This is a genomic window from Rathayibacter sp. VKM Ac-2835, assembly GCF_013266705.1.
Taxonomy (GTDB): domain Bacteria; phylum Actinomycetota; class Actinomycetes; order Actinomycetales; family Microbacteriaceae; genus Rathayibacter.
On the sequence record NZ_JABSNQ010000003.1, the window covers coordinates 417830 to 440923 of the forward strand.

A 23094-nucleotide genomic window follows, 5' to 3' on the forward strand; every position below is an offset into this window, starting at 1 on the left:
TGTCCGTTCGCTGGTCGGGAGTGCTGGTCGTGGTGGTGCTCGTGACGGCGTCCCCCGGGGGCGGCACCGTCGCTGCGGGAGGTGGGCGAACCGCCTCCGGAGAAGAAATTATGTTCAACACAGAATTTCCGCAAGGGTTGCGACGGAATTGGCGGCGGATCGGCCACGCCCCGCGGAGAACAGAAATTCCGTTCTTGACAAGTGTTCTGGACGGGGTAGGTTCGGGAAGGCCGCGACGAAGCGGCCCCGCGAACCCCTCGGAGGCTCCCCATGACCATCACCACTCCTTCCCCGCAGACGGCCCCGCAGTCGCGGCACTCCGGCGGCTCCGACGTGCCCGAGTCCATGCGCGCCGTCGTCGTGCACGGCCCGGAGGACTACCGCCTCGAGACCGTGCCCGTGCCGGTCCCCGCCGCCGGCGAGCTGCTGCTGCGCGTCGACGCGGTCGGCGTCTGCGCGAGCGACCTGAAGTGCTACCACGGCGCCGCCAAGTTCTGGGGCGACGAGAACCGCCCCGCCTGGGCCGAGCGCGACCGCATCGCGGGCCACGAGTTCGTCGGCACCGTCGTGGCCGGCGACGACGCGGCGCTCGCCAAGCGCGGCGTCGCGCTGGGCGACCGCATCGCCTGCGAGCAGATCGTGCCGTGCTGGGAGTGCCGCTACTGCCTGATGGGCGCCTACTGGATGTGCGGACCGCACGACATGTTCGGCTTCAAGGGCTTCGACGGTGCGATGGCCGAGTACGTGCTGGTCCCGACCCGCGCGCTCACCCACCCCGTCAGCCGCGACCTCGCCCCGCAGGTCGCCGCGTTCAGCGAGCCGCTGTCCTGCGCCATGCACGCGGTCGAGCGCGGGAGCATCCAGTTCGACGACGTCGTGGTCATCGCGGGCGCCGGCCCGATCGGCCTCGGCGCGATCGCGGGCACCCGCCAGAAGAACCCCAAGATGGTCATCGCGCTCGACATGAGCGACGAGAAGCTCGCGCTCGCCACCAAGGCCGGCGCCGACCTCGTCATCAACATCACGAAGCAGGACGCGGTCGCCGTCGTCAAGGAGCTCACCGGCGGCTACGGCGCCGACGTCTACATCGAGGCCACCGGCCACCCGTCCGCGGTCTCGCAGGGCCTCAACATCCTGCGCAAGCTCGGCACCTACGTCGAGTACTCCGTCTTCGGCTCGAACGCGTCGGTCGACTGGTCGATCATCAGCGACGACAAGGAGCTCAACGTCCTCGGCGCCCACCTCGGCCCGAACTGCTGGCCGGCCGCGATCAAGCTGCTCGAGAGCGGCGTCCTGCCGATGGACGAGATCTGCACGCACCAGTTCCCGCTCGAGCAGTTCCAGGAGGCGCTCGACCTCGTCGCCGACAGCCAGGGCGGGTCGGTCAAGGTCTCGATCGTGCCGTCTCTGACCGAGGCGGTCGTCGCGGCCGACGCCCGGAGCTGACCGGCATGACGACGATCTACGACGACCCCGACGAGTTCGCCGAGGACCAGCTCGCCGGCTTCCTCTCCCTCTACGCGGACCGCCTGCGCGGCGTGCCGGGCGGAGTGGTGTCGCACCGCACCGCCGGCGCGGAGCCGCAGGTGGCGGTCGTCATCGGCGGCGGCTCCGGGCACTATCCTGCGTTCAGCGGCACGGTCGGCCCGGGCCTCGCGACCGGGGCCGTGGTGGGCAACATCTTCACCTCGCCCTCGGCGGCGCAGGCCTACTCGGTCGCGAAGGCGGCCGATCAGGGTCGCGGAGTGGTGTTCAGCTTCGGCAACTACGCCGGCGACACGATGAACTTCGGCATCGCGGCCGAGCGGCTGCGCAAGGAGGGGATCGACACCCGGATCGTCGTCGTCACGGACGACATCGCCTCGGCGGAGGAGATCGGGAAGCGCCGCGGGATCGCGGGCGACTTCCCGGTGTTCAAGGCGATGGGAGCGGCTGCCGCCGAGGGGCTGTCGCTCGACGAGGTCGAGCGGGTCGGGAACGCGAGCAACGCGGCGACCCGCACGCTCGGCGTCGCGTTCTCGGGCTGCACGATGCCCGGTGCCGAGGAGCCGCTGTTCAGCGTGCCCGAGGGTCACCTGGGTCTCGGGCTCGGGATCCACGGCGAGCCCGGCATCCAGGACGTCGAGCTGCTGCGCGCGGCGGAGCTGGCGGACCTGCTCGTCGACCGGCTGCTGGCGGACCTCCCCGAGGGCGCCGGGGCGGAGGGCGGCACGACGCGCGTCGCCCCGATCCTCAACGGGCTCGGCACCACGAAGTACGAGGAGCTCTTCCTGCTCTGGCGCCACGTCGCGCGCCGGCTCGAGGAGGCCGGGCTTCAGACGGTCGAGCCCGAGGTCGGCGAGCTGGTCACCAGCCTCGACATGGGCGGCGTCTCGCTGACGCTGCAGTGGCTCGACGACGAGCTCGAGCGCTTCTGGCGCGCCGACGCCTATACGCCGGCCTACCGCCGGGTCGCGGCGCCGGTCGCGGCGCTGCTGGCGCCCTCGGGCGAGGACGCGGCGGCGGGTGAGGAGGAGTCCGCTCCTACCGCCACGGACGCGGCCGTCGCGCTCGGCGAGACCGTGCGCGCGGCCCTCGCCCGGATGCACGAGCTGCTGCAGCGCGAGGAGGAGACCCTCGGGCGGATCGACGCGGTCGCCGGCGACGGCGACCACGGCCGCGGGATGCTCAAGGGCATCGGCGCGGCGACGCGGCGCCTCGACCGGATCGAGGAGCGCGCGGGCGGCGCCTGGCTGCTGTCGCGCGCGGGGCAGTCCTGGGCGGAGCAGGCCGGCGGCACCTCCGGGGTGCTCTGGGGCGCGGCGCTCGAGGCGATCGGCGCCTCGCTCACCGACGGGCGCGAGGAGTACACGGCGGCGGACGTCGTGGCCGGGGTCGACGCCTTCGCGGAGTCGATCGTGGATCTCGGGCGCGCGAGCGAGGGCGACAAGACGATGCTCGACGCGCTGCTGCCGTTCGCCCGCGTGCTGCGGGAGCGGGTGGCGGGCGGCTCGTCGCTGGTCGAGGCGTGGCGGGAGGCGGCGGGCGTCGCCGTCGAGCGCGCCGCGGCGACGGCGGATCTGCGGCCGAAGGTCGGCCGCGCGCGACCCCTGGCCGAGAAGAGCCTGGGCACACCGGACGCGGGCGCGACGTCGATGGGGATGATCCTGACCGCGGTTGGCGACGTCCTCGCGGAGCGCGCCGGTGCGGAGGCAGCCACAGAAGCGCACGCCACCACAGAAGGAGGAGCGGAATGACCACCACCTATCGGGTCGTCGTCGGATCGGACGACGCGGGCCACGACTACAAGGAGGCGCTGAAGGCCGACCTGATGAAGGACGACCGCGTCTCGCTGGTCACCGACGTCGGCGTCGACGCCGACAGCCACATCGACTACCCGGACATCGCGGTCACGGCCGCGCGGATGATCGCCGACGGGTCCGCGGACCGCGCGATCCTGGTCTGCGGCACGGGCCTGGGCGTCGCGATCGCGGCGAACAAGGTGCCGGGGGTGCGCGCCGTGACGGCGCACGACTCCTACTCGGTGGAGCGGTCGGTGCTGTCGAACAACGCGCAGGTGCTCTGCCTGGGCCAGCGCGTGATCGGGCTCGAGGTGGCGCGGTGGATGGCGCGGGAGTGGCTCGGCTACGAGTTCGACCCGTCGAGCGCGTCGGCGGGCAAGGTCGCGGCGATCTGCGGGTACGACGGCAGCGCGCCGGCGGGCGTGGACGCCTAGAGATCAGCCGCCTGCCCCGAGATCCCGGCTCCGCTGCGCCAGGCGGTGCACGGTGGCGCGGGTCTCGGGGTAGAGCCGGCGGAAGTCCGCGTACAGCCCGTCGTAGAGCGCGGCGACGGCCGGATCGGGCACGAGGGTCGTCGCCGCGGGGTTCCACTCCTCGATGTCGACGTCGGTGACGAGGCCCGCCGCGAGCACGGCCGAGCCGTACGCCGCGCCGACCGAGACCGTGGGGATCACCTGCTCCAGGCCGCAGACGTCGCTGACGATCTGCGGCCAGAGCTCGGCGGCGACCCCGCCGCCCGCGCCGACCAGCGCCTCGACCCGGACGCCGTGCTCGCGGAGCACCTCGAGGTGGTGCCGGACGGCGAAGGCCGTGGCCTCGAGGACCGCGCGGTAGAGGTCGCCGCGGCTGGAGCCGACGCCGAGCCCGGCGATCACGCCGCGCGCGTCGGAGTCGGCGAACGGCGAGCGCTCGCCCGCGAAGTAGGGCAGCACGAGCAGCCCGCCGGCGCCCGGTCCGGACCGCGCGGCCTCGTCGAGCAGCTCGGCCCAGGAGGCGCCGGTCAGCCGGCGCAGCCAGTCGGTCACGGCGCCCGAGGTGGCCATGCCGCCGGCCGCGGTCGGCTCGCCCGGGGCGGCGCCGACCGTCGTCCACATCCCGCCGAGCGGGGTCGGGGCGGCCATCGGCGCGACCAGGAACATGGTCGTGCCGTACTGGAGGAACACCCGGCCCGGTCGGCGGCGCCCGGCGCTGAGGCTCTCGGCCCAGGCGTCGATGGTGCCGAAGACCACCGGAACGCCGGCCGGCAGCCCGGTCGCGGCGGCCGCCTCGGGAGTGATGCGGCCGGCGGTCTCGCCGGGCCAGCCGAGGCGGGGGAGCGCGAGGCCGGGGGCGAGCAGGGCGGCCCACTCGTCGATCCACTCCTCGCGGGCGACGTCGTAGAGCGGCGTGCACTGGCTGGCGGAGTGGTGGTCGAGCACGTACTCGCCGGTGAGCAGCTCGACGATCCGCGAGGAGGGCATGGTGAAGCGGACGGCGCGGCGCCAGAGCTCCGGCTCGTGGCGGGCGACCCAGGCGAGCTTGACGCCCGCGGCCTGCGCCGAGAGCCCGGAGCCGGTGCGGGCGCGCATCGCCTCCTCGCCGCCGAGCAGCGCGGTCACTTCGTCGAGCATCCCGACGCTGCGGGTGTCGACGCCGTAGAGGATCGCGGGGCGGAGCTCGTCGCCGGCCGCGTCGGTGAGGAGCACGCATGGGCCCATGCCGCTGACGCTGACCGCGACGACGACCCCGTGCGGCGCGGCGGCGGTCAGCTCGGCGACGAGGCTGCGGAACTCGGACCACCAGACGCCCGAGTCCATCTCCACCCAGCCCTGCCGCGGCCGGTCGACGACGTGCGCGCGGGCCGCCTCGGCGACCACCCGGCCGTCGAGGCCGACGAGGATCGCCTTGGTGCTAGACGTGCCGACGTCGACTCCGAGAACCACGTCCACGACTCGTCCTCCTGCTGGGCTGCACCGACCACCGACGCCCTCGAGCTTAGGGCGGCGCCGCGGACGGGCGGCCTGCTGGTCGAGCGGCCGCCAGATGCCGGTCGAGCGGCTCGCAGCGTCACCGCATGCCGGCCGAGCGGCTCGCAGCGTCGCCGCATGCTTGTCGCGCAGCCCGCAGCGTCGCCACATGCTGGTCGAGTAGCCCGGAGGGCGTATCGAGACCCACCACGATCGTGCGTGCGGCTGCCGAGGTTCTGCTTCGGGTGGATCTCGATACGCCCGCTCCGCGGGCTACTCGATCAGCATGCCCGGCGCCCGCACGACGCATCAGCGCAGGCCCTCCATGCTGGTCGAGCAACCGCCTTCGGCGGCCCTGCATGCTGGTCGAGCTACCGCCTTCGGCGGCCCGTCATGCAGGTCGAATCTCCGCCTTCCGCGGCGCGTTCATGCTGGTCGAGTAGCCGCCTCCGGCGGCGTATCGAGACCCACCATCACCGGACGTCCGGGAGCGAGCCTCCTCCACAACCTCCGATCCGACCGCACTGTCCCTTAGTCGCTCCGAACCGCGCCCCGATGTCGGTGGTCCCTGCTTCAATACTCGTATGACAGAGTTCGGATCGACGGAAGAGGTGCTCGCGCACCTGCGCGCACTCAGCGATCGCGCCGCCGCGAGCGCCCGCGCCGCCGCCCATCCGCGTCTCGCCGAGGCCCGATACCTCTACGACTTCCACCGCACCGCCCTCGCCCACCCGGACGCGTTCGCCCGCGGCGCGACCCCCGGTGAGACCCGCGACCTCGTTGAGCGCTCCATCCGCGCGGAGCTCGCGGTCGCGGAGGGCTTGTCGGAGCAGGTGATCGCCCGCCGTCTCGAGAACGCGCAGCTCCTCTTCGAGCACCTGCCTCTCACCCGCGCCCTGCTCGCGCAGGCGCGCCTGCACTGGGAGGAAGGGGAGGCGATCTGCGCCACCGCAGGCAGCCTGCCCGAGTCCTCCCGTGCCGCCCTCGACGAGCGCGCCGCGGAGGCGGCGCCGTCGATGACGCTCACGCAGCTGCGCCGCTCCCTGCGCCGCTGGCGGGAGGAGCTGCATCAGGAGTCCCTCGCGGCGCGGCACGCCCGCGCCCGAGCGGACCGGGCCGTCTGGGTGACGCCTGACGTGGACGGCATGGCGACGCTCTGCGTCTACGGCCCCGCGCCTGCCGTGATGGGTGCCTACGACCGCGCCGACCGGATGGCACGCACCCTGCGCGATGCCGGGGATGTGCGCACGCTCTCTCAGTTACGCGCGGACGTCGCCGTGGATCTCCTCTGCGATGGCGACATCTTCGGCACCACTCCCGACGCCGAGGACCGCCCCGACCCGACGTTCGTTCCCGGTGTCCGCGCGGAGGTGCGGCTCACGCTCGCGGCGTCCACGGCCGTGGATCTCGGCGACGAGCCCGCGGAGCTCGACGGCTACGGTCCTGTGCCTGCCGCTGTCGCGCGGGAGCTGATCCGGACGGCGGCCTCCTTCACGCGCGTGCTGACCGACCGGGACACGGGAGCCGTCGTGTCCGTCGGTCGGACCCAGCGCCTCCCGCCGTCCCGGATGCGCCTGCACGTGCAGCTGCGGGACCAGACCTGCCGCTTCGCCGGCTGCCTGCGCACCGCGGCCCGCAGCGAGGCGGATCACACGCTCGAGTGGCGCAACGGCGGCGAGACCTCCCTCGAGAACCTCGTTTCGCTCTGCACCAGCCACCACCACCTCCGTCACGGCGACCGGTGGACGTACACGAAGGACGACGACGGGACGATCGTGTGGACGACGCCGACCGGGCGCCGTGTCAGCAACCGGCCGCCCCCGCTGCCGGGGCGGCCGCCGGATCCGCCCCGGCGACCGCACTTCGTCGACATGCCGCCGCCGTTCTGACGGTGGTGGATCTCGATACGCCGCGCTCCGCGGGCTACTCGATCAGCATGGGAGGCGCGCTGGGTGCGTCGGTGTGCCCGCCGGCGTGCGGGGCGTTCCGGCGTGCAGGGAGTGCGGGGTGTGTCGGCGCGGGCCCGCCCATGCTGGTCGAGTAGCCCGCAGGGCGTATCGAGACCCGCCGCCATCGGGGGGTGCGGCTGCCGGAGTTCTGCAGCGGGTGGATCTCGATACGCCCGCTCCGCGGGCTACTCGATCAGCAAGCAGAGACCCCGCCGCGTCAGCGGGGCCGGCACTCCAGGCTGAGCCAGAGCTCGAAGCAGGCGCTGCGGGAGAGGGCGGTGGCGCCGATCGAGGCGCGGCCCATGCGGCCGGCGTCGGGGCCGAAGACGTCGAGGAGGAGGTCGCTCGCGGCGTTCGAGACCTCGTTGAGGCGCTCGAAGCCGGGCGGGCAGAGCACGAAGCAGAGGCCGCGGGAGAGGGCGACGACCTCGTCGAGCGAGCCGAGGGCTGCGCGGATCATGCCGAGCGCGTTGACCGCGGTGTAGCGGGCCGCCTCCCGTGCCTGCTCGAGGGTGATGTCGACGCCGACCGCGCCGGGGTGCAGCAGGGCGCCGTCGCGCGACTCCGGGGTGATGCCGCTGAGCTCGAGCAGGTCGCCGGTGCGGTGGAACGCCCGCAAGGTGCTCCCGCCGTAGCGGCCGCCGTAGGGAGGGTCGAGGTAGTCGGGGATCGCGAGGCCGAGCTCGCGGGCCCGCCGTTCGGGGGAGTGCTCATCGGCGGAGTGGCTCATACAGCCAGCGTATCCGGCGGTAGCCAGAATGGATACAACCTGCGTACGATGGGATCCATTCAGGGGTCGGCGGTACGGCGACCGCGAGAAGGGACCTGCAGATGACGATCGGCCTCACCGGTGGCGCCCCCGCCCGGACGTCCATCGATGTGGCCGCCGAGCGCGCGCGCACCGCCGGGACGACCGGCCGGCACTACTTCAATGCGGCCGGCGCGGGCCTGATGACCGACTCCGTCCTCGAGACCGTCATCGCGCACCTCCGCCTCGAGCAGCGGATCGGCGGCTACGAGGCCGCGAACCACGTCGCGGACCGGGTCGACGCCGCGTACACGGCGGCCGCCGCCCTCCTCGGCGCGGACGCCGACGAGATCGCCTTCTTCGACAGCGCGACCACCGGGCTCCGCGCCGTCTTCGACGCCCTGCGCCTCGGCCCCGGCGACACCGTGCTGGCCCCGCGCTCGAGCTACGTCAGCCAGGCGCTGCGGCTGCTCGCGCTCGAGCGCTACGACGGCGTCCGGCTGACGCTCCTCCCCAACGACTCCAGCGGCGGCCTCGACGTCGAGGCGCTCGAGAGCGCCCTCGCCACCTCCAGCGGCCGCACCGTGATCAGCGCCGTGCACGTCCCCACCTCCTCCGGACTCGTGGAGCCCGTCGCCGCGATCGGCGCGCTGGCCCGCCGCTACGGCGCGATCACCGTGCTCGACGCGACCCAGTCGGTCGGCCAGCTCGACATCGACGTCCGCGCGATCGGCTGCGACGCCCTGGTCACCACCGGGCGCAAGTTCCTCCGCGGGCCGCGCGGGACCGGGCTGGTCTTCCTCCGCCGCGGTCTGCTCGACGGCATCGGGGCCTGGGCGCCCGACGTGCGAGGCTCGCAGTGGACGAGCGAGCAGGAGTGGACGATGGACGGGACGGCGCGAGCCCTCGAGACCTGGGAGTCGTCGGTGGCCCTCCGGCTCGGACTCGGCGAGGCGCTGCGCGAGGCGCACGAGCGCGGCACGGCGGCGACCGAGGCGCACCTGGTCGCGCTCGGCGCCCGGCTGCGCACCGAGCTGTCCGCGATCGGCGGCGTCACGGTGGCGGATCCGCCCGTGTCGCCCTCCGGGATCGTCACGTTCACCGTCGACGGCGTCCCCGGAAGGACCGTCTCGGCGCGGCTGCGCGAGGCGGCCGTCGACTCGCTCGCCGTCCCGGCCTCCCACGCGCAGTGGGACCTCGGTGCGCGCGGGCTCGCGAGCGTCGTCCGGGTGTCGCCGCACGTGTACACGGACGAGTCGGACGTCGAGGCGCTGCTGACGGCGGTCGCGGGAGTGAGCTCATGACGGTCTCCGACGACACCGTGCACGACGCGATCGTCGTCGGCCTCGGGATCCACGGCTCCGCCACCGCCTACGAGCTCGCCCTGCGCGGGCGCGATGTCGTCGGGATCGAGCAGTTCGGCCCCGGTCACGTGCGCGGCTCCTCGCACGGCGCGACCCGGATGATCCGCCGCGCCTACCCGAGCCCGGTCTGGAACGACCTCGTCGACCGCGCCTTCCGCAGCTGGGACCGCTGGTCCGCCGCGGCCGGCGCGCCGTTCGTGCACCCGACCGGCGGCCTCTACGCGCACCGCGGCGAGGCGGCGCTGCAGGGCGGGCGCAGCCGGCCGGTGCCGGTGCCCGACACCGCCTTCGCTCCGCCCGCCGACTACGGCGTCGTCCACGATCCGGACGCCGGCGTCGTCGAGGCGGCCCGCGCGCTCGCCTTCGCGCAGTCCGCCGCGACGGCCGCCGGGGCCGAGCTGCGCTTCGAGGAGGAGGTGCTCGACTGGAGCGTCGGCACCGGCGACAGCCCCGGCGTTGTCACCGTCCGCACCTCCGCCGGCGAGCTGCGCGCCCGGCGGCTCGTCGTCTCCGGTGGCGCCTGGGTCGCGCGGCTGCTGCCCGAGACCGCGGGCTTCTTCGAGGTGCAGCGGATCCTCACCCTCACCGTCCCGGCCGGCCAGAGCGTCGCGCAGCCGCCGGCGCTCGGCTGCTTCTCCGTCGATCTGCCGGACGGGCTCGTCTTCGGCCTGCCCGAGGCGGCCGGCTCCGGCGCCAAGATCGGCGTCGACGCGGGACCCGTCTGGGACCCGGCCGTGCCGGTCGCCCCGCCGACCGAGGCGGAGATCGCGCACCTCGCCTCGCTCCTCGAGCGCTTCGTCCCCGGGATCGAGACCGCCGGCGGCGAGGCCGTCGCCTGCCTCTACACGATGACCCCCGACAAGCGCTTCGTCGTCGGCGCGCTGCCCGGGCGGCCCGAGGTGCTGGTCGCCGCGGCCTGCTCCGGCCACGGCTTCAAGTTCGGCCCCGCGATCGGCGAGGCGCTCGCCGACCTCGTCGACGGCGTCGCCCGCCCCGACCTCGCATTCCTCAGCCCGGACCGGACGGTGACCGCATGACCTCCTTCCCTCCGCCCGCCCGCGTCGCCGTCGCGGCGCCGCATCCCGCCGCGCTCGACGCGGCCGCCCGCGCCATCGCCGACGGCGGCGACGCGATCGACGCCGCGCTCGCCGCGGCCACCGCGCTCACCGTCGTCTACCCGCACCAGTGCGGACTCGGCGGCGACCTGATCGCGCTGGTCCGCCGCCCCGGCGAGGACGTCGTCGCGGTGCTCTCGGCCGGAGCCGCGCCCGCCGGCATCGACGTCGCGGCGCTCTCCCGCGAGGAGCGGATGCCGCGCCAGGGCGCGCAGACCGTCACGATCCCCGGAGCGGTCGCCGGCTGGCGCGCGATCGCCGGTCTCGGCGGGCGGCTCGGCCTCGACACGCCGCTCCGCCGGGCCGCGACGCTCGCCGCCGACGGCTTCCCGATCTCCGCGGGGCTCGGGCGCGCGATCGCCCTGCGCCGCGACGAGCTGCTCGCCGACGAGGGCATGCGCGGGGTCTTCGGCGACGGCGACGGCGGGCTCCTCGGCGAGGGCGACCCGCTGGTGCAGCCCGCGCTCGCCGCCTCGCTGGCCGAGCTGGCCGAGGACCCCGGAGCGCTCTACCGCGGCCGGATCGCCGACTCCCTCGCCGCGCGGCTGGCCGCGCTCGGCGGGGCGCACACCCCCGCCGACTTCGCCGCGCACGAGGCCGAGCTGGTCGAGCCGGTCGCTTCCCGCGAGGGCGGCGTGCGCTGGTGGGTCGCCCCGCCGCCGAGCCAGGGCGTGGTGCTGCTCGGCGTCCTGCCCGAGGCGCTCTCCGGAGACACCGCGCAGCTCGTCGAGGCCGTCCGCGACGCGGCGCTCGTGCGGCAGTCCGCGCTCGGCGACCCGCGCGGCGGAGCGATCGACGTCGCCGCGATGCTCGACCCCCGCTCCCTCTCGCGCGGCTCCCTGCCGCGGGCCGGGCGGGCGCTCGGCGACACGGTCGCGGTCACCGCGGCCGACACCGACGGCACCGTCGTCACCCTGATCCAGAGCGTCTACCAGCTCTTCGGCTCCGGGATCCTCGACCCCGGCACCGGCATCGTCCTGCACAACCGCGGCTCCGCCTTCAGCACCGACCCCGCACACCCCGGCCGGGTCGGCCCGGGCCTGCGCCCGCCGCACACCCTGCTGCCGGTGATCGCCGAGAGCGCCGACCTCCTGCTCGGTCTCGGCTGCCAGGGCGGCAGCGCCCAGCCGTGGATCCTCGCCCAGCTCGTGCGCGAGCTGCTCGATCCCGTCGCGGATCCGGGTGCCGTGCTCGAGCGGCCGCGCTTCGTCATCGGGGCGCGGGACCTCGGGCACGAGGAGCTGACGCTGGTCGCGGAGCCGGGGGTGCCCGCTGCGGTCGCGGCGGCACGGGAGCTCGGGCTTCCGGTCGCCGAAGCCTCCGGGCCGATCGACGAGGCCGGGCACGTGCAGCTCGTGCGGCTGCATCGCGACGGGCGCCTCGACTCCGCCAGCGATCCGCGGGCGGACGGCCGCGCGCTCGTCGCGGGGGCGGGCTGACCGCTCTTCCTCGTCTTCCCCTCCCTCTGAACTCCCCTCTTCTTCCGCACGCCTGACGCCCCGAACCGAAGGACCGCCGCCGCCATGAGCACCACCGCCACCCTCACCACCCACTCCCACGTGCTCGACCCCCTCGCCGCCGCCGAGATCGCTTCGTTCGTCGCCGCCGTCCGCGCGAGCGACCGCATCGGCGCCCGGCCGCGGTTCTGGGGCATCAGCCTCGACGAGGAGAAGGCCCGCGGCATCGCGCCCGGCGGCGCCCGACCCGTGCGACTGGTCGTGCTCGACCCCGACGCCCGCGCGGCCTGGGAGGTGCGCGGCTGGACCGCCGGCCCCGACAGTCCGGCGATCGTCGAGGTCTGGACCGACGTCGACCACCGCCGCCCCGGCGTCTCCAGCGACGAGGCGCGCCTGATCGCCCAGGCCGCCCGGAACTCGCCCCTGCTGAAGGAGGCGCTCGCGCTCCGCGGCATCACCGACACCTCGCTGGTCTGGGTCGACCCGGAGTCGATCACCGGCTTCGTCCCCGACGACCTCGCCGACCGCCGGCTCAGCTGGGGCACGGTCTGGTACCGCGAGTTCCCCGAGGACAACGGCTACGCCCGCCCGGTCGCCGGCCTCGTGCCGATCCTCGACCTCGACACGCTCGAGGTGATCCGGATCGAGGACCACGGCGTGATCCCGATGGCGAGCGAGACCGGCGTCTACACCGCGGGCACCTGGGGCCCCGACCGCGAGGTGTCGAAGCTCGACATCGTGCAGGCCGACGGCCCCGGCTTCGCGATCGAGGGGCACCGCGTCGAGTGGCAGAACTGGTCGTTCCGCGTCGGCTTCAGCCACCGCGAGGGCCTCGTGCTGCACGAGCTGACCTACCGCGACGGCGACGTCGAGCGCCCGGTGCTGGCGCGCGCCGCCGTCAACGAGATGTACGTGCCGTATCTCGACAGCGACCCGACCGCCTACCGCAAGAACTTCTTCGACTGGGGCGAGTACGGCGCCGGCCCGCTCACCGCGAGCCTCGAGCTGGGCTGCGACTGCCTCGGCGAGATCCGCTACTTCGACGTCGACTACCTCGACGGCCACGGCGAGCCGCAGACCATCGTCAACGGCATCTGCCTGCACGAGGAGGACGACTCGATCCTCTGGAAGCACGTCAACACCCGCACCGGCAGCGCCGAGGTGCGCCGCAGCCGCCGCCTGGTGATCTCGAGCTTCGCGACCGTCGCGAACTACGACTACGGCTTCTACTGGTCCCTCTACCAGGACGGCTCGGTGGAGCTCGAGGTGAAGCTGACCGGGCTGATGTCGGTGAGCGGCATCGCCGACGGCGAGTCGCCGCGCTCGGGCCGGATGGTCGCGCCGAACGTGCAGGCGCCGATCCACCAGCACTACTTCGCGGTCCGCCTCGACACCGCGATCGACGGCCCGCTCAACCGCCTGGTCGAGGTGCACGCCGAGGCCGACCCCGACGAGACGACCAACCCGTACGGCAACGCCTGCCTCGCCGTCGAGACGCCGCTGGCCTCGGAGTCGGTGGCCGCCCGCCGCGCCGACCCGTCGCGCGCGCTGCACTGGCGGATCGAGAGCGAGTCGGCGCAGAACCGCTACGGCGAGGCGACCGCCTACCGCCTGGCGCTGCAGAACACCGCGCAGCTCTACGCCCGCCCGGGCAGCGTCGTCGAGCGGAAGGCGCCCTTCGTCGGGCAGCACCTCTGGGCGAGCGCGTTCGATCCGGAGCAGCGCTTCATCGCCGGCGAGTACCCCAACCAGGGCGAGCTCGGCGACGACGGCGTGCACATCTGGCAGCAGGCCGACCGCTCGCTCGAGAACGAGCGCCTCGTGCTCTGGCCGGTCCTCGGCGTGCACCACTTCCCGCGGCCGGAGCAGTGGCCGATCATGCCCGTCGACCGCATCAGCCTGCGGCTCGAGCCGGACGGCTTCTTCGACCGGAACCCGTCGCTGGACGTGCCGGCGTCGGAGTCGGCGCACTGCGCGCCGGGGGGCTCCGGCGAGGCGCATGCGTGCCACACGGACGCCGCCTCCGACGCCCACGGCGGGCACGACCACGCGGAGCAGCAGCACGGGCACGAGGGCGGGCGCTGATGGCGGGCCTGGCTGAGCACCTGGCCGACAGCAGCGCCGTCGCGCTCGCGGCGGCCGTCGCCTCCCGCGAGGTCTCGGCCGTCGAGGTGATGCGCGCGCACCTGGAGCGGATCGAGGAGCGCAACCCGTCGATCCGCGCCGTCGTCTCTCAGCAGCCCGACTCGGTCTCGCTCGCCGCCGCGGAGGCCGCCGACCGGCGCACCGCCGAGGCGCTCGCCGCCGGCGAGCCGCTGCCCCCGCTGCACGGCCTGCCGACCGCGGTGAAGGACCTGATGGACGTCGCCGGCTTCCCGACGACGAACGGCTCGGCCGCCTTCGCCGACGCCGCACCCGCCGCGCACGACAGCGTCCTGGCGACGCTCCTCCGCGAGTCCGGCGCCCTGATCATCGGCAAGACCAACACCCCCGAGATGGGCCAGGGGGTGCTGACCTTCAACCCGGTCTTCGGCACCACCGTGAACCCGTGGGACCTCTCGCGCCACGCCGGCGGGTCGAGCGGAGGCGCGGCCGCCGCCCTCGCCGCGCGGATGCTGCCGATCGCCGACGGCTCCGACAGCGGCGGGAGCCTGCGCTACCCGGCCGCGTTCTGCAACGTCGTCGGCGTGCGGCCGAGCCCCGGCCGGGTGGCGAGCGGGCGCACCGGCAACGCCTGGACCCCGCACGGCGTGACCGGGCCGATGGCCCGCGACTCCGCCGACGCCGCCCTCTTCCTCGATGCGCTCTCGGTCGAGAAGGGCGTCTGGCCGCTGTCGTCGCTGCCCGTGCACGCCGCGCGCCCGGTCGCGGTCGACGGCCTGCGGATCGCCTGGAGCGAGGACGCCGGCGGGCTGCCGATCGACCCCGCGGTGCGCGCCGTGCACGCCGCGTTCGCCGCGCAGCTGGCCGGGCTCGGCGCCGTGCTCGAGGCCGACGAGCCCGACTTCGCGGGCGCCGACGAGGCCTGGGAGACCATCGAGACCTTCGAGTTCTTCCTCGGCGGCCGGCACGCCGTCGACGCGGGGGCCACCGGCTTCCGCCCCGACTACGTCCGCAACGTCGAGCAGGGCCGCGCGACGACCGCGACCCAGCTCGCCGACGCCTACGAGCGCCGCACCCGCCTCTTCCGCGACACCGCCCGCGTCCTCGAGACGCACGACGTGCTGGTCCTGCCGGCGACCCCCGTCGTCGCGCCGCCCGCGGAGCTCGAGTGGGTGCCGTCGGTCGACGGCCGCGCCTTCGACCGCTACTTCACCTGGCAGATGCTCGCGAACCGCCTGACGCTGACCGCCCACCCGGTCGTCGTCACCTCGGCCGGCTTCACCCCCGACGGCCTCCCCGTCGGCGTCCAGGTCGTCGGCCGCCACGGCCGCGAGGCTCAGCTGCTGGCGGTGACCCGCGCCCTGGAGGAGGCGACGGGGTGGATCGCCCGCACGCCGTCGTTCTGAGGCGGGCCCTCCGAGAGCCGCGGCCCCTCCGAGAGCCGCTACCGGAGCCTCAGCTGTAGCTGGCGCGGTTGACGGCCACCAGGAACCTGCCGTCCGTGGCGTCGCCGCCCGCCTCGATGTAGTCGCCGATGACGGCCATCGCGAGGTCGCGGCGCTGGGGGACCCGCTCCTGCACGGCCGCCGCCAGCCAGTCCGGCATCTCGGCGCGCGTGCGGTCGGTGCAGTAGACGGGGGAGCCGGGCTGCTGGCGCCAGGACTCGGCGAGCACCCCGGCGTCGACGGCGTCGAAGCCGGTCTCCTCCACGAGCCGCATCGCGAGCCGGCGGTCGTCGTCGCGGTCGGCCGCCACGGGGATCGCGACACGACGAGGGTCGCCGGCCTCGGTCGCCTTCGCGTCGAAGGACTGCGAGGTGATCGCGTTCCACGCCTTCGTGACCGGGCGGCCGAACAGCTCCGACAGCCACACGCTCTCGGGGACGCCCTCCTCGAACTCCCGCACCGAGCCGTCGCGCACCGGGTAGTGGTTCGACGTGTCGATCACCACCGCACGCTCCGGTGCCGAGCGGACGTGCTCCGCGATGTCGGCGTTGCGGTTCATCGGGACCGAGACGATCAGGACGTCGACCCCCCTGGCGGCCTCGGCGGCGGTGACGGCTCGCGCTCCCGTCCGGAGGGCCGCGTCGCCGATGGTCTCCGGGCCGCGCGAATTCGCGATGGCGACGTCGTGCCCGCGCCGGGCGAGCCGGCGGGCGATGGTGGAGCCGATGGAGCCGGCGCCGATGATCCCGATCTTCAGACGTTCTTCTTCTCGTTCGATGGACATGCTCTCCATGATGAACCTTCGCACTAGTGTGAAGGTCAAGGCGACGGAGGAGGGTGCATGCGCATCGGAGAGCTCTCGAAGCGGACGGGCGTGCCGTCCCGGATGCTCCGCTACTACGAGGAGCAGGGCCTGATCACCCCGCGGCGACTCGACAACGGCTACCGGGAGTACGACGACTACCTGATCGATCGCGTCGGCAAGATCAGGGGCCTGATCGACGCGGGCATCCCCACCCGGATCGTGACGAGCATCCTCCCCTGCCTGGGGCAGCCGCAGACGATCGTCGTGGAGAACGCCGAGCCCGGCCTGGTCGAGCTGCTCGAGACCGAGCGCGACCGGATGAGCGAGAAGATCGACTTCCTCACCCACAACCGCGACGCCCTGACGAGCTATCTCGAGGCCCTCACGGCGGCCGGAGTCCTGTCGTCGCAGCGCGAGGCGAGCTGAATCGGATCCGCCGCCCGGCTTGACCTTCTCACTAGTGTGAAGGTTCAGACTGGTCGCTGACGAGCGCTCCGACGGAGCGGTGCTCGATCCGGGAGGTCCTCAGGAGGGCGTCCCGCCGAACGTCCGCGCGACTGCTCCGGAGCCGACCCCTCATGACCACTGACGTCCACTTCACCCCCGACACGGACTCGATCGCCGTCCCTCCGGACCGCACCGGGGCGGAGCCGGCGACGCGGCTGTCCCGCGGCGAGATCCTGACGATCTCCGTCCTGGTGTTCTCCGCGTTCGTGGCGTTCCTGTCCGAGATGGTCATCGGGGTCGCGCTGCCGCAGATCATGGTCGACCTGGGGATCACGGCGACGACGGGGCAGTGGCTCACCACCGGCTACGCGCTCACCCTCGCGGTGCTCATCCCGACCTCCGGCTGGGTCATGCAGCGCTTCCACCTGCGGACGATCTTCCTCGTCAGTGTCGGCCTGTTCACCCTCGGCACCGCGATCGCGGCCGTCGCACCCGGCTTCGAGCTGCTGCTCACGGGGCGGATCGTGCAGGCGCTCGGGACGGCCGTGCTGGTCCCGCTGCTGATGACGACGTCCATCGGCCTCGTCGCGCCGTCCCGGCGGGGGCGGATGATGGCGCTGGTCACCGCCGTGACCGCCGTCGCGCCCGCCCTCGGCCCGGCGTTCTCCGGTCTGGTGATGGCGCAGCTGGGCTGGCGGTGGCTGTTCCTCCTCATCCTGCCGCTGTCGATCCTCGGCCTGGTCCTCGGCGCGATCACGATGCCGAACCTCACCACGCCGCGGCGCACCCGGTTCGACTCCCTGTCGCTGCTGCTCTCCGCGATCGGCTTCGGCGCACTCGTCTACGGACTCGCGAGCGCGGGCGAGTCCGCCGGCGAGGGCGTCTCCGCGGCCACCTGGATCGCCCTCCCCCTGGGCGTGGCAGGCATCGCCGCGTTCGTCTGGCGGCAGCTGCGGCTGCAGCGCCGCGACGCCGCGGTCCTCGACCTGCGCATCTTCCGCTACGCCGCGTTCACCCGACCCGTGATCGTCTTCGTGTTCCTGGTGATGGGCGCGTTCAGCCTCGCCACCGTGCTCCCGCTCGTGCTGCAGGAGTCCCTCGGCCTCGGCTCGCTGGAGACGGGACTGCTGATGGTGCCGGGCGGCGCGACGATCGGGATCGTGTCGGTGCTGGTCGGCCGCTGCTACGACCGGCTCGGAGCCCGCGGGCTCGCGATCCCCGGGGCGCTCGTCGTCGCCGCCGGATGGTGCTTCCTGACGACCTTCACCGAGGACACGTCCGTCTGGGTGGTCCTCGCCACGTTCGTGATCATCTGCGCCGGGCAGGCGTTCGCCTGGGTCGCGATCTTCACGATGTCGCTCGGCGCGCTGCCCGGCTCCCTCGCCGGGCACGGCAGCGCGGCGCTCAACACGATCCAGCAGCTCGGTGGCGCGGCCGGTCTCGCCGTGCTCATCGGGGTCCTCAGCGCGACCGCCGGTGGCGCCGATCCCGCCGCGATCGCCGCCGGCGCCCGAGCGGCGTTCACGGTCGGCGCCGCTCTCGCGGTCGTCGCCCTCGTGCTCGCGCTCCTCCTCCCGCGGCACACCCGCACCGCGACCTCTCTTCCCTCCGGAACGGAGTCGGAGTGACCACCCCCGACCTCTCCGCGAGCACTCGCCTGACGGGGCGCGACGTCCTCCTCGGGATGACCCTGACCGACGGCTACGGCAACCTCCACGGCGCGTGGCGGGCGCCCGGGGTCGACCCGGGCGCCTACGCCGACATCGACGTGAGCATCCGGTACGCGCGGTCCGCGGAGCGAGGCCTCTTCGCGTTCCTCTTCACGCCCGACTTCCCGGCCGTGCGCGGCGACCTCGAGCACTCGACGATCAGCAACGTCCTCGACCCGATCGTCTCGCTCACGGCGATCGCCCGGGCGACCGAGCGCATCGGCTTCGTCGCGACGGGGTCGACCACGTTCCAGGAGCCGTTCAACCTGGCCCGGCAGTTCAAGGCGCTCGACGTGATCAGCCACGGCCGCGCCGGCTGGAACGCGGTGACGACGAGCGATCCGGCGGTCGCGGCGAACTACGGCCGTCCGGTCGCGGAGCGCAACGAGCGGTACGAGCGCGCGCACGAGGCGATCCAGATCACCCAGGCGCTCTGGGGCAGCTGGGAGCAGGACGCCTGGCTGAAGGACCAGCCCGGGAACCGCTTCCTCGACCCGGCCAAGCTGCGGCCGATCGACCTGCAGGGGCGGCACGTCGCCTCCCGCGGGCCGCTCGCGATCCCGCCGTCCGAGCAGGGCCAGCCCGTGGTGTTCACCTCGGGCGGCCCGAGCCCGCACCTGCTGTCGATCGCCGGCCGCTACGCCAGCGGCTTCATCGCCGAGGTCTGGACGATCGAGGAGGCCCGCGCGCAGCGGGAGCTCGTGCGTCGGGCCGCGCAGGACGCCGGCCGAGACCCGGACGAGATCAAGTACTTCGCGGGCCTCATGACGACCGTCGCGCCGACCGTGCGCGAGGGACTCGATCGGCGGATCGCGCTGGCCGGCGACGTGATCGAGGCGCGCCTCTCGCACCTCGGCGCGATGATCGGCGTGCCGCTCTCGCCCGACCGGATCGACGAGCCGCTCTCCGAGCGCGAGCTCGCGGCGGCCCGGCCGTCGCCGGCCGATCCGCGCTCCGGCATCGCCCTCGACGTCGCCCGCCGGGGCTGGTCCCCCCGCGACGTCCTCGCGCACGGCGTGATCGACTACCACCCGACCGTCGTCGGCCCGGGCGCCCTGCACGCGGACCACATCCAGGAGTGGCTGGAGGCCGGCGCGGTCGACGGCTTCTGGATCTCGCCCGACGTCTACGAGGACGGCGTCGACGCCTTCGTCGACGAGGTGGTGCCCCTGCTGCAGCAGCGCGGCCTCTACCCGACCGAGTACCCGGGAGCCACGCTGCGGGAGAACCTCGGCGTCCCGCCCCAGTACGGGATCGACCCGCGCCTCTCCGCCTGATCGCCGGCCCGGCTCGGGCAGCGGCTCGTCACGCTCAGCCGAGGTCGTGCGGGTCGCGCCGCCTCAGAGGCCGACCGCGACCCCCGCGAGCTGCTCGACCTGGCGCCAGAGGCGGTCTGCCGCGTCCGCCGGGGGAGCGGCGGTCCGGGTCGGCGGCGCGACGAGGACGGGCGCGCCCCGCAGCCGACCCCGCGGGGAGACGTACTCGCCGCCCTGCAGCTGCGGATCGGTGAGCGCCCGGACGGCGGACCACGCGGCGGTGTCCTTGCCCTGCGCCCACGGCGTGTACGGATTGCGCTGAGAGGGGGTGGTCGCGTCGCGGATCCCCGGGCGCTCCGGCGTCCTCGCGTCGACGCCCACTCCCGGCCGGGTGACGATCGACGCGACGGGGATCCCCGCGGCCCGCAGCCGGCGGTCGAGCTCGAAGGCCCAGATCTCCGTCGCCGTCTTGGCCTTCGTGTAGGCGCTGATGCCGAGCCGGGGCACGCGGCGCAGGTCGTCGACGCGCATCGGGAACTGCTGGACGAATCCCGTCGACGTGTGCACGATCCGGCTCCGGCCGCCGTGCTCGGCCGCGGTGGCCGCGAGTGCGGGCAGCAGCCGCGCGACCAGTCGCGCACTGGCGGCGACGTGCGTGCCGAGCAGCAGCGGCAGCCCGTCCTCGGTGACCGCGCGCGGGTCCATGCTCATCGCGCCGCCGTTGAGCAGGACGCCGTCGCGGGTCTTCGCGCTCGAGCGGCGGCTGCCCTACCTCGCCAGCTGGGCGCAGGACTGAGCTCAGGCGATCGGCCGGCGCGCGGCGACGTCCGCGGCCTGCGCGACTCCGGACCGCCACGGCACCCCGTGCCCCGGCAGCAGCACGGCCGCCCCGGTCGCCGCCAGCACGTCGAGCGATGCGAGCGAGACCGCCGTGTCCGCGGTCGCCGCCCGGGCGACGAGGTGCGGACCGGTCCGGGCGGAGTACGGGTCGAGCGTCACCAGGGCGTCGCCGCCGATCACCGCGCCGCGCTCGGGCAGGTGCAGCGAGACGTGCCCGTCGGTGTGCCCGGGCGTCGCGAGCACGACCGGCGAGCCGGGCACATCGAGGACGGCACCCGGTTCGAGGGCGGTCGTGCCGGTGAGCGGAGGGACCCGCAGCGCGCCCGCCCGCGCCATCGCGCCCAGCACCGGGACGGCCGACGGGTGGCGCAGCGGGTACAGCAGCGGCGTGCGCTGCCGGCGATAGGAGTAGGGGTGCGCGGCGAGCCGGGCGTCGGCGGGGTGCAGCCACACCGGCACGCCGCGCTCGCGCAGCCGCCGCGCGAAGCCGAGGTGGTCGAAGTGCGCGTGCGTGAGCACCAGAGCGTCGATGTCGGCGAGCCCGCGGCCGAGGACGTGCAGCGTCCGGAGGAGGTGCGGCCAGGTCCCGGGCAGCCCTGCGTCGACGACGGTCAGCCGCCCGCCCTCCTCCAGCAGGAACAGGTTGGTGAACGCGTGCTCGAGCCGGTGCACCCCCTCCACCTCGTGCCGGTGGAGGCTCGGGCCCCCGCGCCGCCGTCCGCCCGTGTACGCGCTCATGCCGCCTCCTGCTCGTCCGCACCCGGGCGCTCACCCGGATCCGACGACGGTAGGCCGCCCCGCCCCGCCGGCATCAGGGCGTTGACAGCCCGTGCCGATCGAGTAGCCCGCGCGGCGGGCGCATCGAGATCACCGGCGCCGGAACGAACCGGGACCCCGGGCGCACGGCGCGCCAGGGGCGGCGTCGTCCTGGCCATCGGCTCGACAGTGGTCGGCGGGCGATCTATGATCGTCGGTGCAGACCCCCCCGCACACGTGGATAAGGGGGTCTCGCTGTTTAAGTCCGCCTCCCGCGGCACCTGCTACACCTCGCACGGCGCCCTCGACGGATCACGCTCGCTCAGGTGATCGCTGTACCAGCTCCACGCGAACCGGTTGCGGGGGTGCCGCTCGATGTGGGCGTACGCGGACCAGGCGACGAGGTCCGCCATCTGAACGAGCTGGGACGCGCGGGAGTCCAGATGGATCGCATCCTCGATGACTCGGCGTTCCGAGAGCTTCAGGCTCCGATGGGTCGACCGATAGCTCGGGTCACTGCCGTTCCCGTCCATCACGATGATGCCGAGGGACTGCTCGGCGGCGAGCTCTCGTTCCACCCGGGTGACGAGTGCCGCGTAGGTGTCCTGCCGCGTGCGGGCGATGTCCTGCGCCCGGCCTCTCCGCCAGACGGCTCCGACCCGGAGTCCTTCGATCGATCGGAGGGTCTGCAGGCACTCGACGGCGACCTCGCGGCCGAAGTCCTTCCAGTACTCCGCGCCCGAGTGGACGTGCCTCTCCGGGATCCGCTTCGAGATGCGGCCCCGCCCGTTGACGTACTCGGTCGTGTGCAGCTCCTGCACGTGGGGGATCCCGAACTCCCGCCACAGCCGCTTGCGCAGGTCGAGCCAGGTGCGGAGGACTCCGGCCCAGTGGTCGGGAGCGAACTCGATCCAGCCGTAGACGACGAGCCCCGAGGCGGGATGGCCCGAGTCGTCCACGTACATCATCCGATCGAGACGCCCAGGCATCACGCAACCCTAGGCAGCCCCATGGCTTCGGCGGCCCCGAGGCGGGAGCGTCGGCGCCGGATGTCGGGAGGGGGACGGAGCGGACTGACGCGATGCGCTGCGCGGGATGTGGTCGACTCGGAGGAGGCACGATCCCGCGCGCTGCGCGGATCGCAGGAAGGGGGAGCCGTGACGGAGTCGACGCGCACCGGGGGTGCGCCCGGGACCGCCCTGCTGCTGCGGGGGGACGGGCGGTACGCCGATCCGTGGCATCCGTTCGAGGAGACGGCGGCGGCGCTCGCCGGGCTGCTCGCGGCGCGCGGGTGCGAGGTGGCGGTGCGCGGCGACGTCGACCGGGCGCTCGCCGAGCTCGGGGCCGGGCGGGTCCCGCTGCCGGGGCTGCTCGTCGTCGACGTCGGGCAGCCGCGGGACGGCGGGGCGAGCCCGCTCGCCGAGGGCGCGGCGGCGCTCGCGCTGCTCGACCGGGCGGCGGTGCCGGTGCTCGGGGTGCACGTCAGCGCGACGAGCTTCGGCGACTCGTCGGAGTGGGCGGCGCTCCTCGGCGGGCGCTGCGTGCGCGGGACGACCCTGCATCCGGACTACGGGCCCGCGCGCATCGCGATCGCCGAGGACGCGCACGAGATCACCGAGGGTCTGGACGACTTCGAGGTGGACGACGAGCGCTACTCCTGGCTCGAGGTCGCGCCGGCCGCGCGGATCCTCGCGACGCACGAGCACGAGGGGGAGCGGCACCCGATCGCCTGGGCCCTCGCGCGCGAGGGCGGCGGCCGCACCGTGTACGACGCGCTCGGGCACGACGCGGCGTCCTACTCCTCGGCGGGACACCTGCGGCTGCTCAGGCGGGCGCTCGACTGGCTCGGGGTCTGACCGCCGGAATCCGTCGG

At 74.2% G+C, this 23094-nt stretch carries 19 protein-coding genes; 13 read left to right on the top strand and 6 right to left on the bottom strand.

The window, feature by feature from the left end; genetic code table 11:
• Window positions 1-270: 270 nt before the first annotated feature.
• From HRK28_RS15720 to HRK28_RS15730, 3 genes are read left to right on the top strand one after another with little or no spacing between them, the layout of a single operon-like run.
• The gene (locus tag HRK28_RS15720; RefSeq protein ID WP_173252283.1) at window positions 271-1446 is read left to right on the top strand and encodes a zinc-binding dehydrogenase; all 1176 of its coding nucleotides are present in this window, start codon (window positions 271-273) and stop codon (window positions 1444-1446) included.
• Between the two features lie 5 nt (window positions 1447-1451).
• Window positions 1452-3236, top strand: a complete 1785-nt coding sequence (locus HRK28_RS15725) for a dihydroxyacetone kinase family protein (protein WP_173252284.1) — start codon at window positions 1452-1454, stop codon at window positions 3234-3236.
• Window positions 3233-3715 carry a ribose-5-phosphate isomerase gene (locus tag HRK28_RS15730; protein ID WP_173252285.1) on the top strand — a complete coding sequence of 161 codons (483 nt, stop codon included), beginning with the start codon at window positions 3233-3235 and terminating at the stop codon, window positions 3713-3715. Before HRK28_RS15725 ends, HRK28_RS15730 begins: the two co-directional genes overlap by 4 nt.
• Window positions 3716-3718: 3 nt before the next feature.
• Here HRK28_RS15730 and HRK28_RS15735 read toward each other — a convergent pair whose 3' ends face one another.
• Window positions 3719-5209, bottom strand: a complete 1491-nt coding sequence (locus HRK28_RS15735) for an FGGY-family carbohydrate kinase (RefSeq protein WP_367948443.1) — start codon at window positions 5207-5209, stop codon at window positions 3719-3721.
• A 602-nt stretch (window positions 5210-5811) separates the two neighbouring features.
• Between HRK28_RS15735 and HRK28_RS15740 the strand changes: the two genes are divergently transcribed.
• A complete protein-coding gene (locus tag HRK28_RS15740) occupies window positions 5812-7116 on the top strand; it encodes an HNH endonuclease signature motif containing protein (RefSeq protein WP_173252287.1) in 1305 nt (434 codons plus the stop codon).
• A 277-nt stretch (window positions 7117-7393) separates the two neighbouring features.
• On the opposite strand, the gene HRK28_RS15745 is transcribed toward HRK28_RS15740, so the two are convergent.
• Window positions 7394-7906 (bottom strand): RidA family protein, encoded by a 513-nt coding sequence (locus HRK28_RS15745; RefSeq protein WP_160086429.1) that lies wholly within the window; start codon window positions 7904-7906, stop codon window positions 7394-7396.
• A gap of 101 nt (window positions 7907-8007) precedes the next feature.
• Here HRK28_RS15745 and HRK28_RS19800 point away from each other — a divergent pair, with 101 nt between their 5' ends.
• From HRK28_RS19800 to HRK28_RS15765, 5 genes are all read left to right on the top strand, one after another.
• Window positions 8008-9228 (top strand): aminotransferase class V-fold PLP-dependent enzyme, encoded by a 1221-nt coding sequence (locus tag HRK28_RS19800; protein ID WP_217274806.1) that lies wholly within the window; start codon window positions 8008-8010, stop codon window positions 9226-9228.
• On the top strand, window positions 9225-10325 hold the full coding sequence (locus HRK28_RS19805) for an FAD-dependent oxidoreductase (protein WP_217274807.1): 1101 nt from the start codon (window positions 9225-9227) through the stop codon (window positions 10323-10325). Before HRK28_RS19800 ends, HRK28_RS19805 begins: the two co-directional genes overlap by 4 nt.
• Window positions 10322-11842: a gamma-glutamyltransferase gene (locus HRK28_RS15755; protein WP_173252288.1), complete on the top strand. Its 1521-nt coding sequence runs from the start codon at window positions 10322-10324 to the stop codon at window positions 11840-11842. The genes HRK28_RS19805 and HRK28_RS15755 overlap by 4 nt, the downstream gene beginning before the upstream one ends.
• 84 nt (window positions 11843-11926) lie before the next feature.
• Window positions 11927-13945: a primary-amine oxidase gene (locus HRK28_RS15760; RefSeq protein WP_173252289.1), complete on the top strand. Its 2019-nt coding sequence runs from the start codon at window positions 11927-11929 to the stop codon at window positions 13943-13945.
• Window positions 13945-15369 (top strand): amidase, encoded by a 1425-nt coding sequence (locus HRK28_RS15765; protein WP_173252290.1) that lies wholly within the window; start codon window positions 13945-13947, stop codon window positions 15367-15369. The genes HRK28_RS15760 and HRK28_RS15765 overlap by 1 nt, the downstream gene beginning before the upstream one ends.
• Before the next feature lie 49 nt (window positions 15370-15418).
• Here HRK28_RS15765 and HRK28_RS15770 read toward each other — a convergent pair whose 3' ends face one another.
• Window positions 15419-16192 (bottom strand): NADPH-dependent F420 reductase, encoded by a 774-nt coding sequence (locus HRK28_RS15770; RefSeq protein WP_160086435.1) that lies wholly within the window; start codon window positions 16190-16192, stop codon window positions 15419-15421.
• Window positions 16193-16249: 57 nt separating this feature from the next.
• Here HRK28_RS15770 and HRK28_RS15775 point away from each other — a divergent pair, with 57 nt between their 5' ends.
• The 3 genes from HRK28_RS15775 (at window position 16250) to HRK28_RS15785 (ending at window position 19646) form a co-directional block, all read left to right on the top strand.
• A complete protein-coding gene (locus tag HRK28_RS15775; protein ID WP_160086437.1) occupies window positions 16250-16639 on the top strand; it encodes a MerR family transcriptional regulator in 390 nt (129 codons plus the stop codon).
• A 152-nt stretch (window positions 16640-16791) separates the two neighbouring features.
• Complete coding sequence (locus HRK28_RS15780; RefSeq protein WP_173252291.1) at window positions 16792-18288, top strand: DHA2 family efflux MFS transporter permease subunit; 1497 nt, start codon at window positions 16792-16794, stop codon at window positions 18286-18288.
• Window positions 18285-19646: an NtaA/DmoA family FMN-dependent monooxygenase gene (locus tag HRK28_RS15785; protein ID WP_367948444.1), complete on the top strand. Its 1362-nt coding sequence runs from the start codon at window positions 18285-18287 to the stop codon at window positions 19644-19646. The genes HRK28_RS15780 and HRK28_RS15785 overlap by 4 nt, the downstream gene beginning before the upstream one ends.
• 63 nt (window positions 19647-19709) lie before the next feature.
• On the opposite strand, the gene HRK28_RS15790 is transcribed toward HRK28_RS15785, so the two are convergent.
• The 3 genes from HRK28_RS15790 to HRK28_RS15800 all read right to left on the bottom strand — a co-directional run bounded on the left by HRK28_RS15790 (window position 19710) and on the right by HRK28_RS15800 (window position 22210).
• Entirely contained in the window at window positions 19710-20336 is a 627-nt protein-coding gene (locus tag HRK28_RS15790) for a hypothetical protein (RefSeq protein WP_173252292.1), read from the bottom strand.
• Window positions 20337-20423: 87 nt separating this feature from the next.
• Window positions 20424-21203, bottom strand: coding sequence for an MBL fold metallo-hydrolase (locus tag HRK28_RS15795; RefSeq protein ID WP_173252293.1), 780 nt, complete (start codon window positions 21201-21203; stop codon window positions 20424-20426).
• Window positions 21204-21505: 302 nt separating this feature from the next.
• Entirely contained in the window at window positions 21506-22210 is a 705-nt protein-coding gene (locus HRK28_RS15800) for a DUF3800 domain-containing protein (protein ID WP_173252294.1), read from the bottom strand.
• A 168-nt stretch (window positions 22211-22378) separates the two neighbouring features.
• Between HRK28_RS15800 and HRK28_RS15805 the strand changes: the two genes are divergently transcribed.
• Window positions 22379-23077: a ThuA domain-containing protein gene (locus HRK28_RS15805; RefSeq protein WP_367948445.1), complete on the top strand. Its 699-nt coding sequence runs from the start codon at window positions 22379-22381 to the stop codon at window positions 23075-23077.
• Window positions 23078-23094: the final 17 nt, after the last annotated feature.

Excerpts from the sequence above, each read along its gene's own strand:
- HRK28_RS15720 (WP_173252283.1), top strand. The coding sequence starts at position 271 with ATGACCATCACCACTCCTTCCCCGCAGACGGCCCCGCAGTCGCGGCAC.
- HRK28_RS15725 (WP_173252284.1), top strand. The coding sequence starts at position 1,452 with ATGACGACGATCTACGACGACCCCGACGAGTTCGCCGAGGACCAGCTC.
- HRK28_RS15730 (WP_173252285.1), top strand. The coding sequence starts at position 3,233 with ATGACCACCACCTATCGGGTCGTCGTCGGATCGGACGACGCGGGCCAC.
- HRK28_RS15740 (WP_173252287.1), top strand. The coding sequence starts at position 5,812 with ATGACAGAGTTCGGATCGACGGAAGAGGTGCTCGCGCACCTGCGCGCA.
- HRK28_RS15745 (WP_160086429.1), bottom strand. The coding sequence starts at position 7,906 with ATGAGCCACTCCGCCGATGAGCACTCCCCCGAACGGCGGGCCCGCGAG.
- HRK28_RS19800 (WP_217274806.1), top strand. The coding sequence starts at position 8,008 with ATGACGATCGGCCTCACCGGTGGCGCCCCCGCCCGGACGTCCATCGAT.
- HRK28_RS19805 (WP_217274807.1), top strand. The coding sequence starts at position 9,225 with ATGACGGTCTCCGACGACACCGTGCACGACGCGATCGTCGTCGGCCTC.
- HRK28_RS15755 (WP_173252288.1), top strand. The coding sequence starts at position 10,322 with ATGACCTCCTTCCCTCCGCCCGCCCGCGTCGCCGTCGCGGCGCCGCAT.
- HRK28_RS15760 (WP_173252289.1), top strand. The coding sequence starts at position 11,927 with ATGAGCACCACCGCCACCCTCACCACCCACTCCCACGTGCTCGACCCC.
- HRK28_RS15765 (WP_173252290.1), top strand. The coding sequence starts at position 13,945 with ATGGCGGGCCTGGCTGAGCACCTGGCCGACAGCAGCGCCGTCGCGCTC.
- HRK28_RS15770 (WP_160086435.1), bottom strand. The coding sequence starts at position 16,192 with ATGTCCATCGAACGAGAAGAAGAACGTCTGAAGATCGGGATCATCGGC.
- HRK28_RS15775 (WP_160086437.1), top strand. The coding sequence starts at position 16,250 with ATGCGCATCGGAGAGCTCTCGAAGCGGACGGGCGTGCCGTCCCGGATG.
- HRK28_RS15780 (WP_173252291.1), top strand. The coding sequence starts at position 16,792 with ATGACCACTGACGTCCACTTCACCCCCGACACGGACTCGATCGCCGTC.
- HRK28_RS15790 (WP_173252292.1), bottom strand. The coding sequence starts at position 20,336 with ATGAGCATGGACCCGCGCGCGGTCACCGAGGACGGGCTGCCGCTGCTG.
- HRK28_RS15795 (WP_173252293.1), bottom strand. The coding sequence starts at position 21,203 with ATGAGCGCGTACACGGGCGGACGGCGGCGCGGGGGCCCGAGCCTCCAC.
- HRK28_RS15800 (WP_173252294.1), bottom strand. The coding sequence starts at position 22,210 with ATGCCTGGGCGTCTCGATCGGATGATGTACGTGGACGACTCGGGCCAT.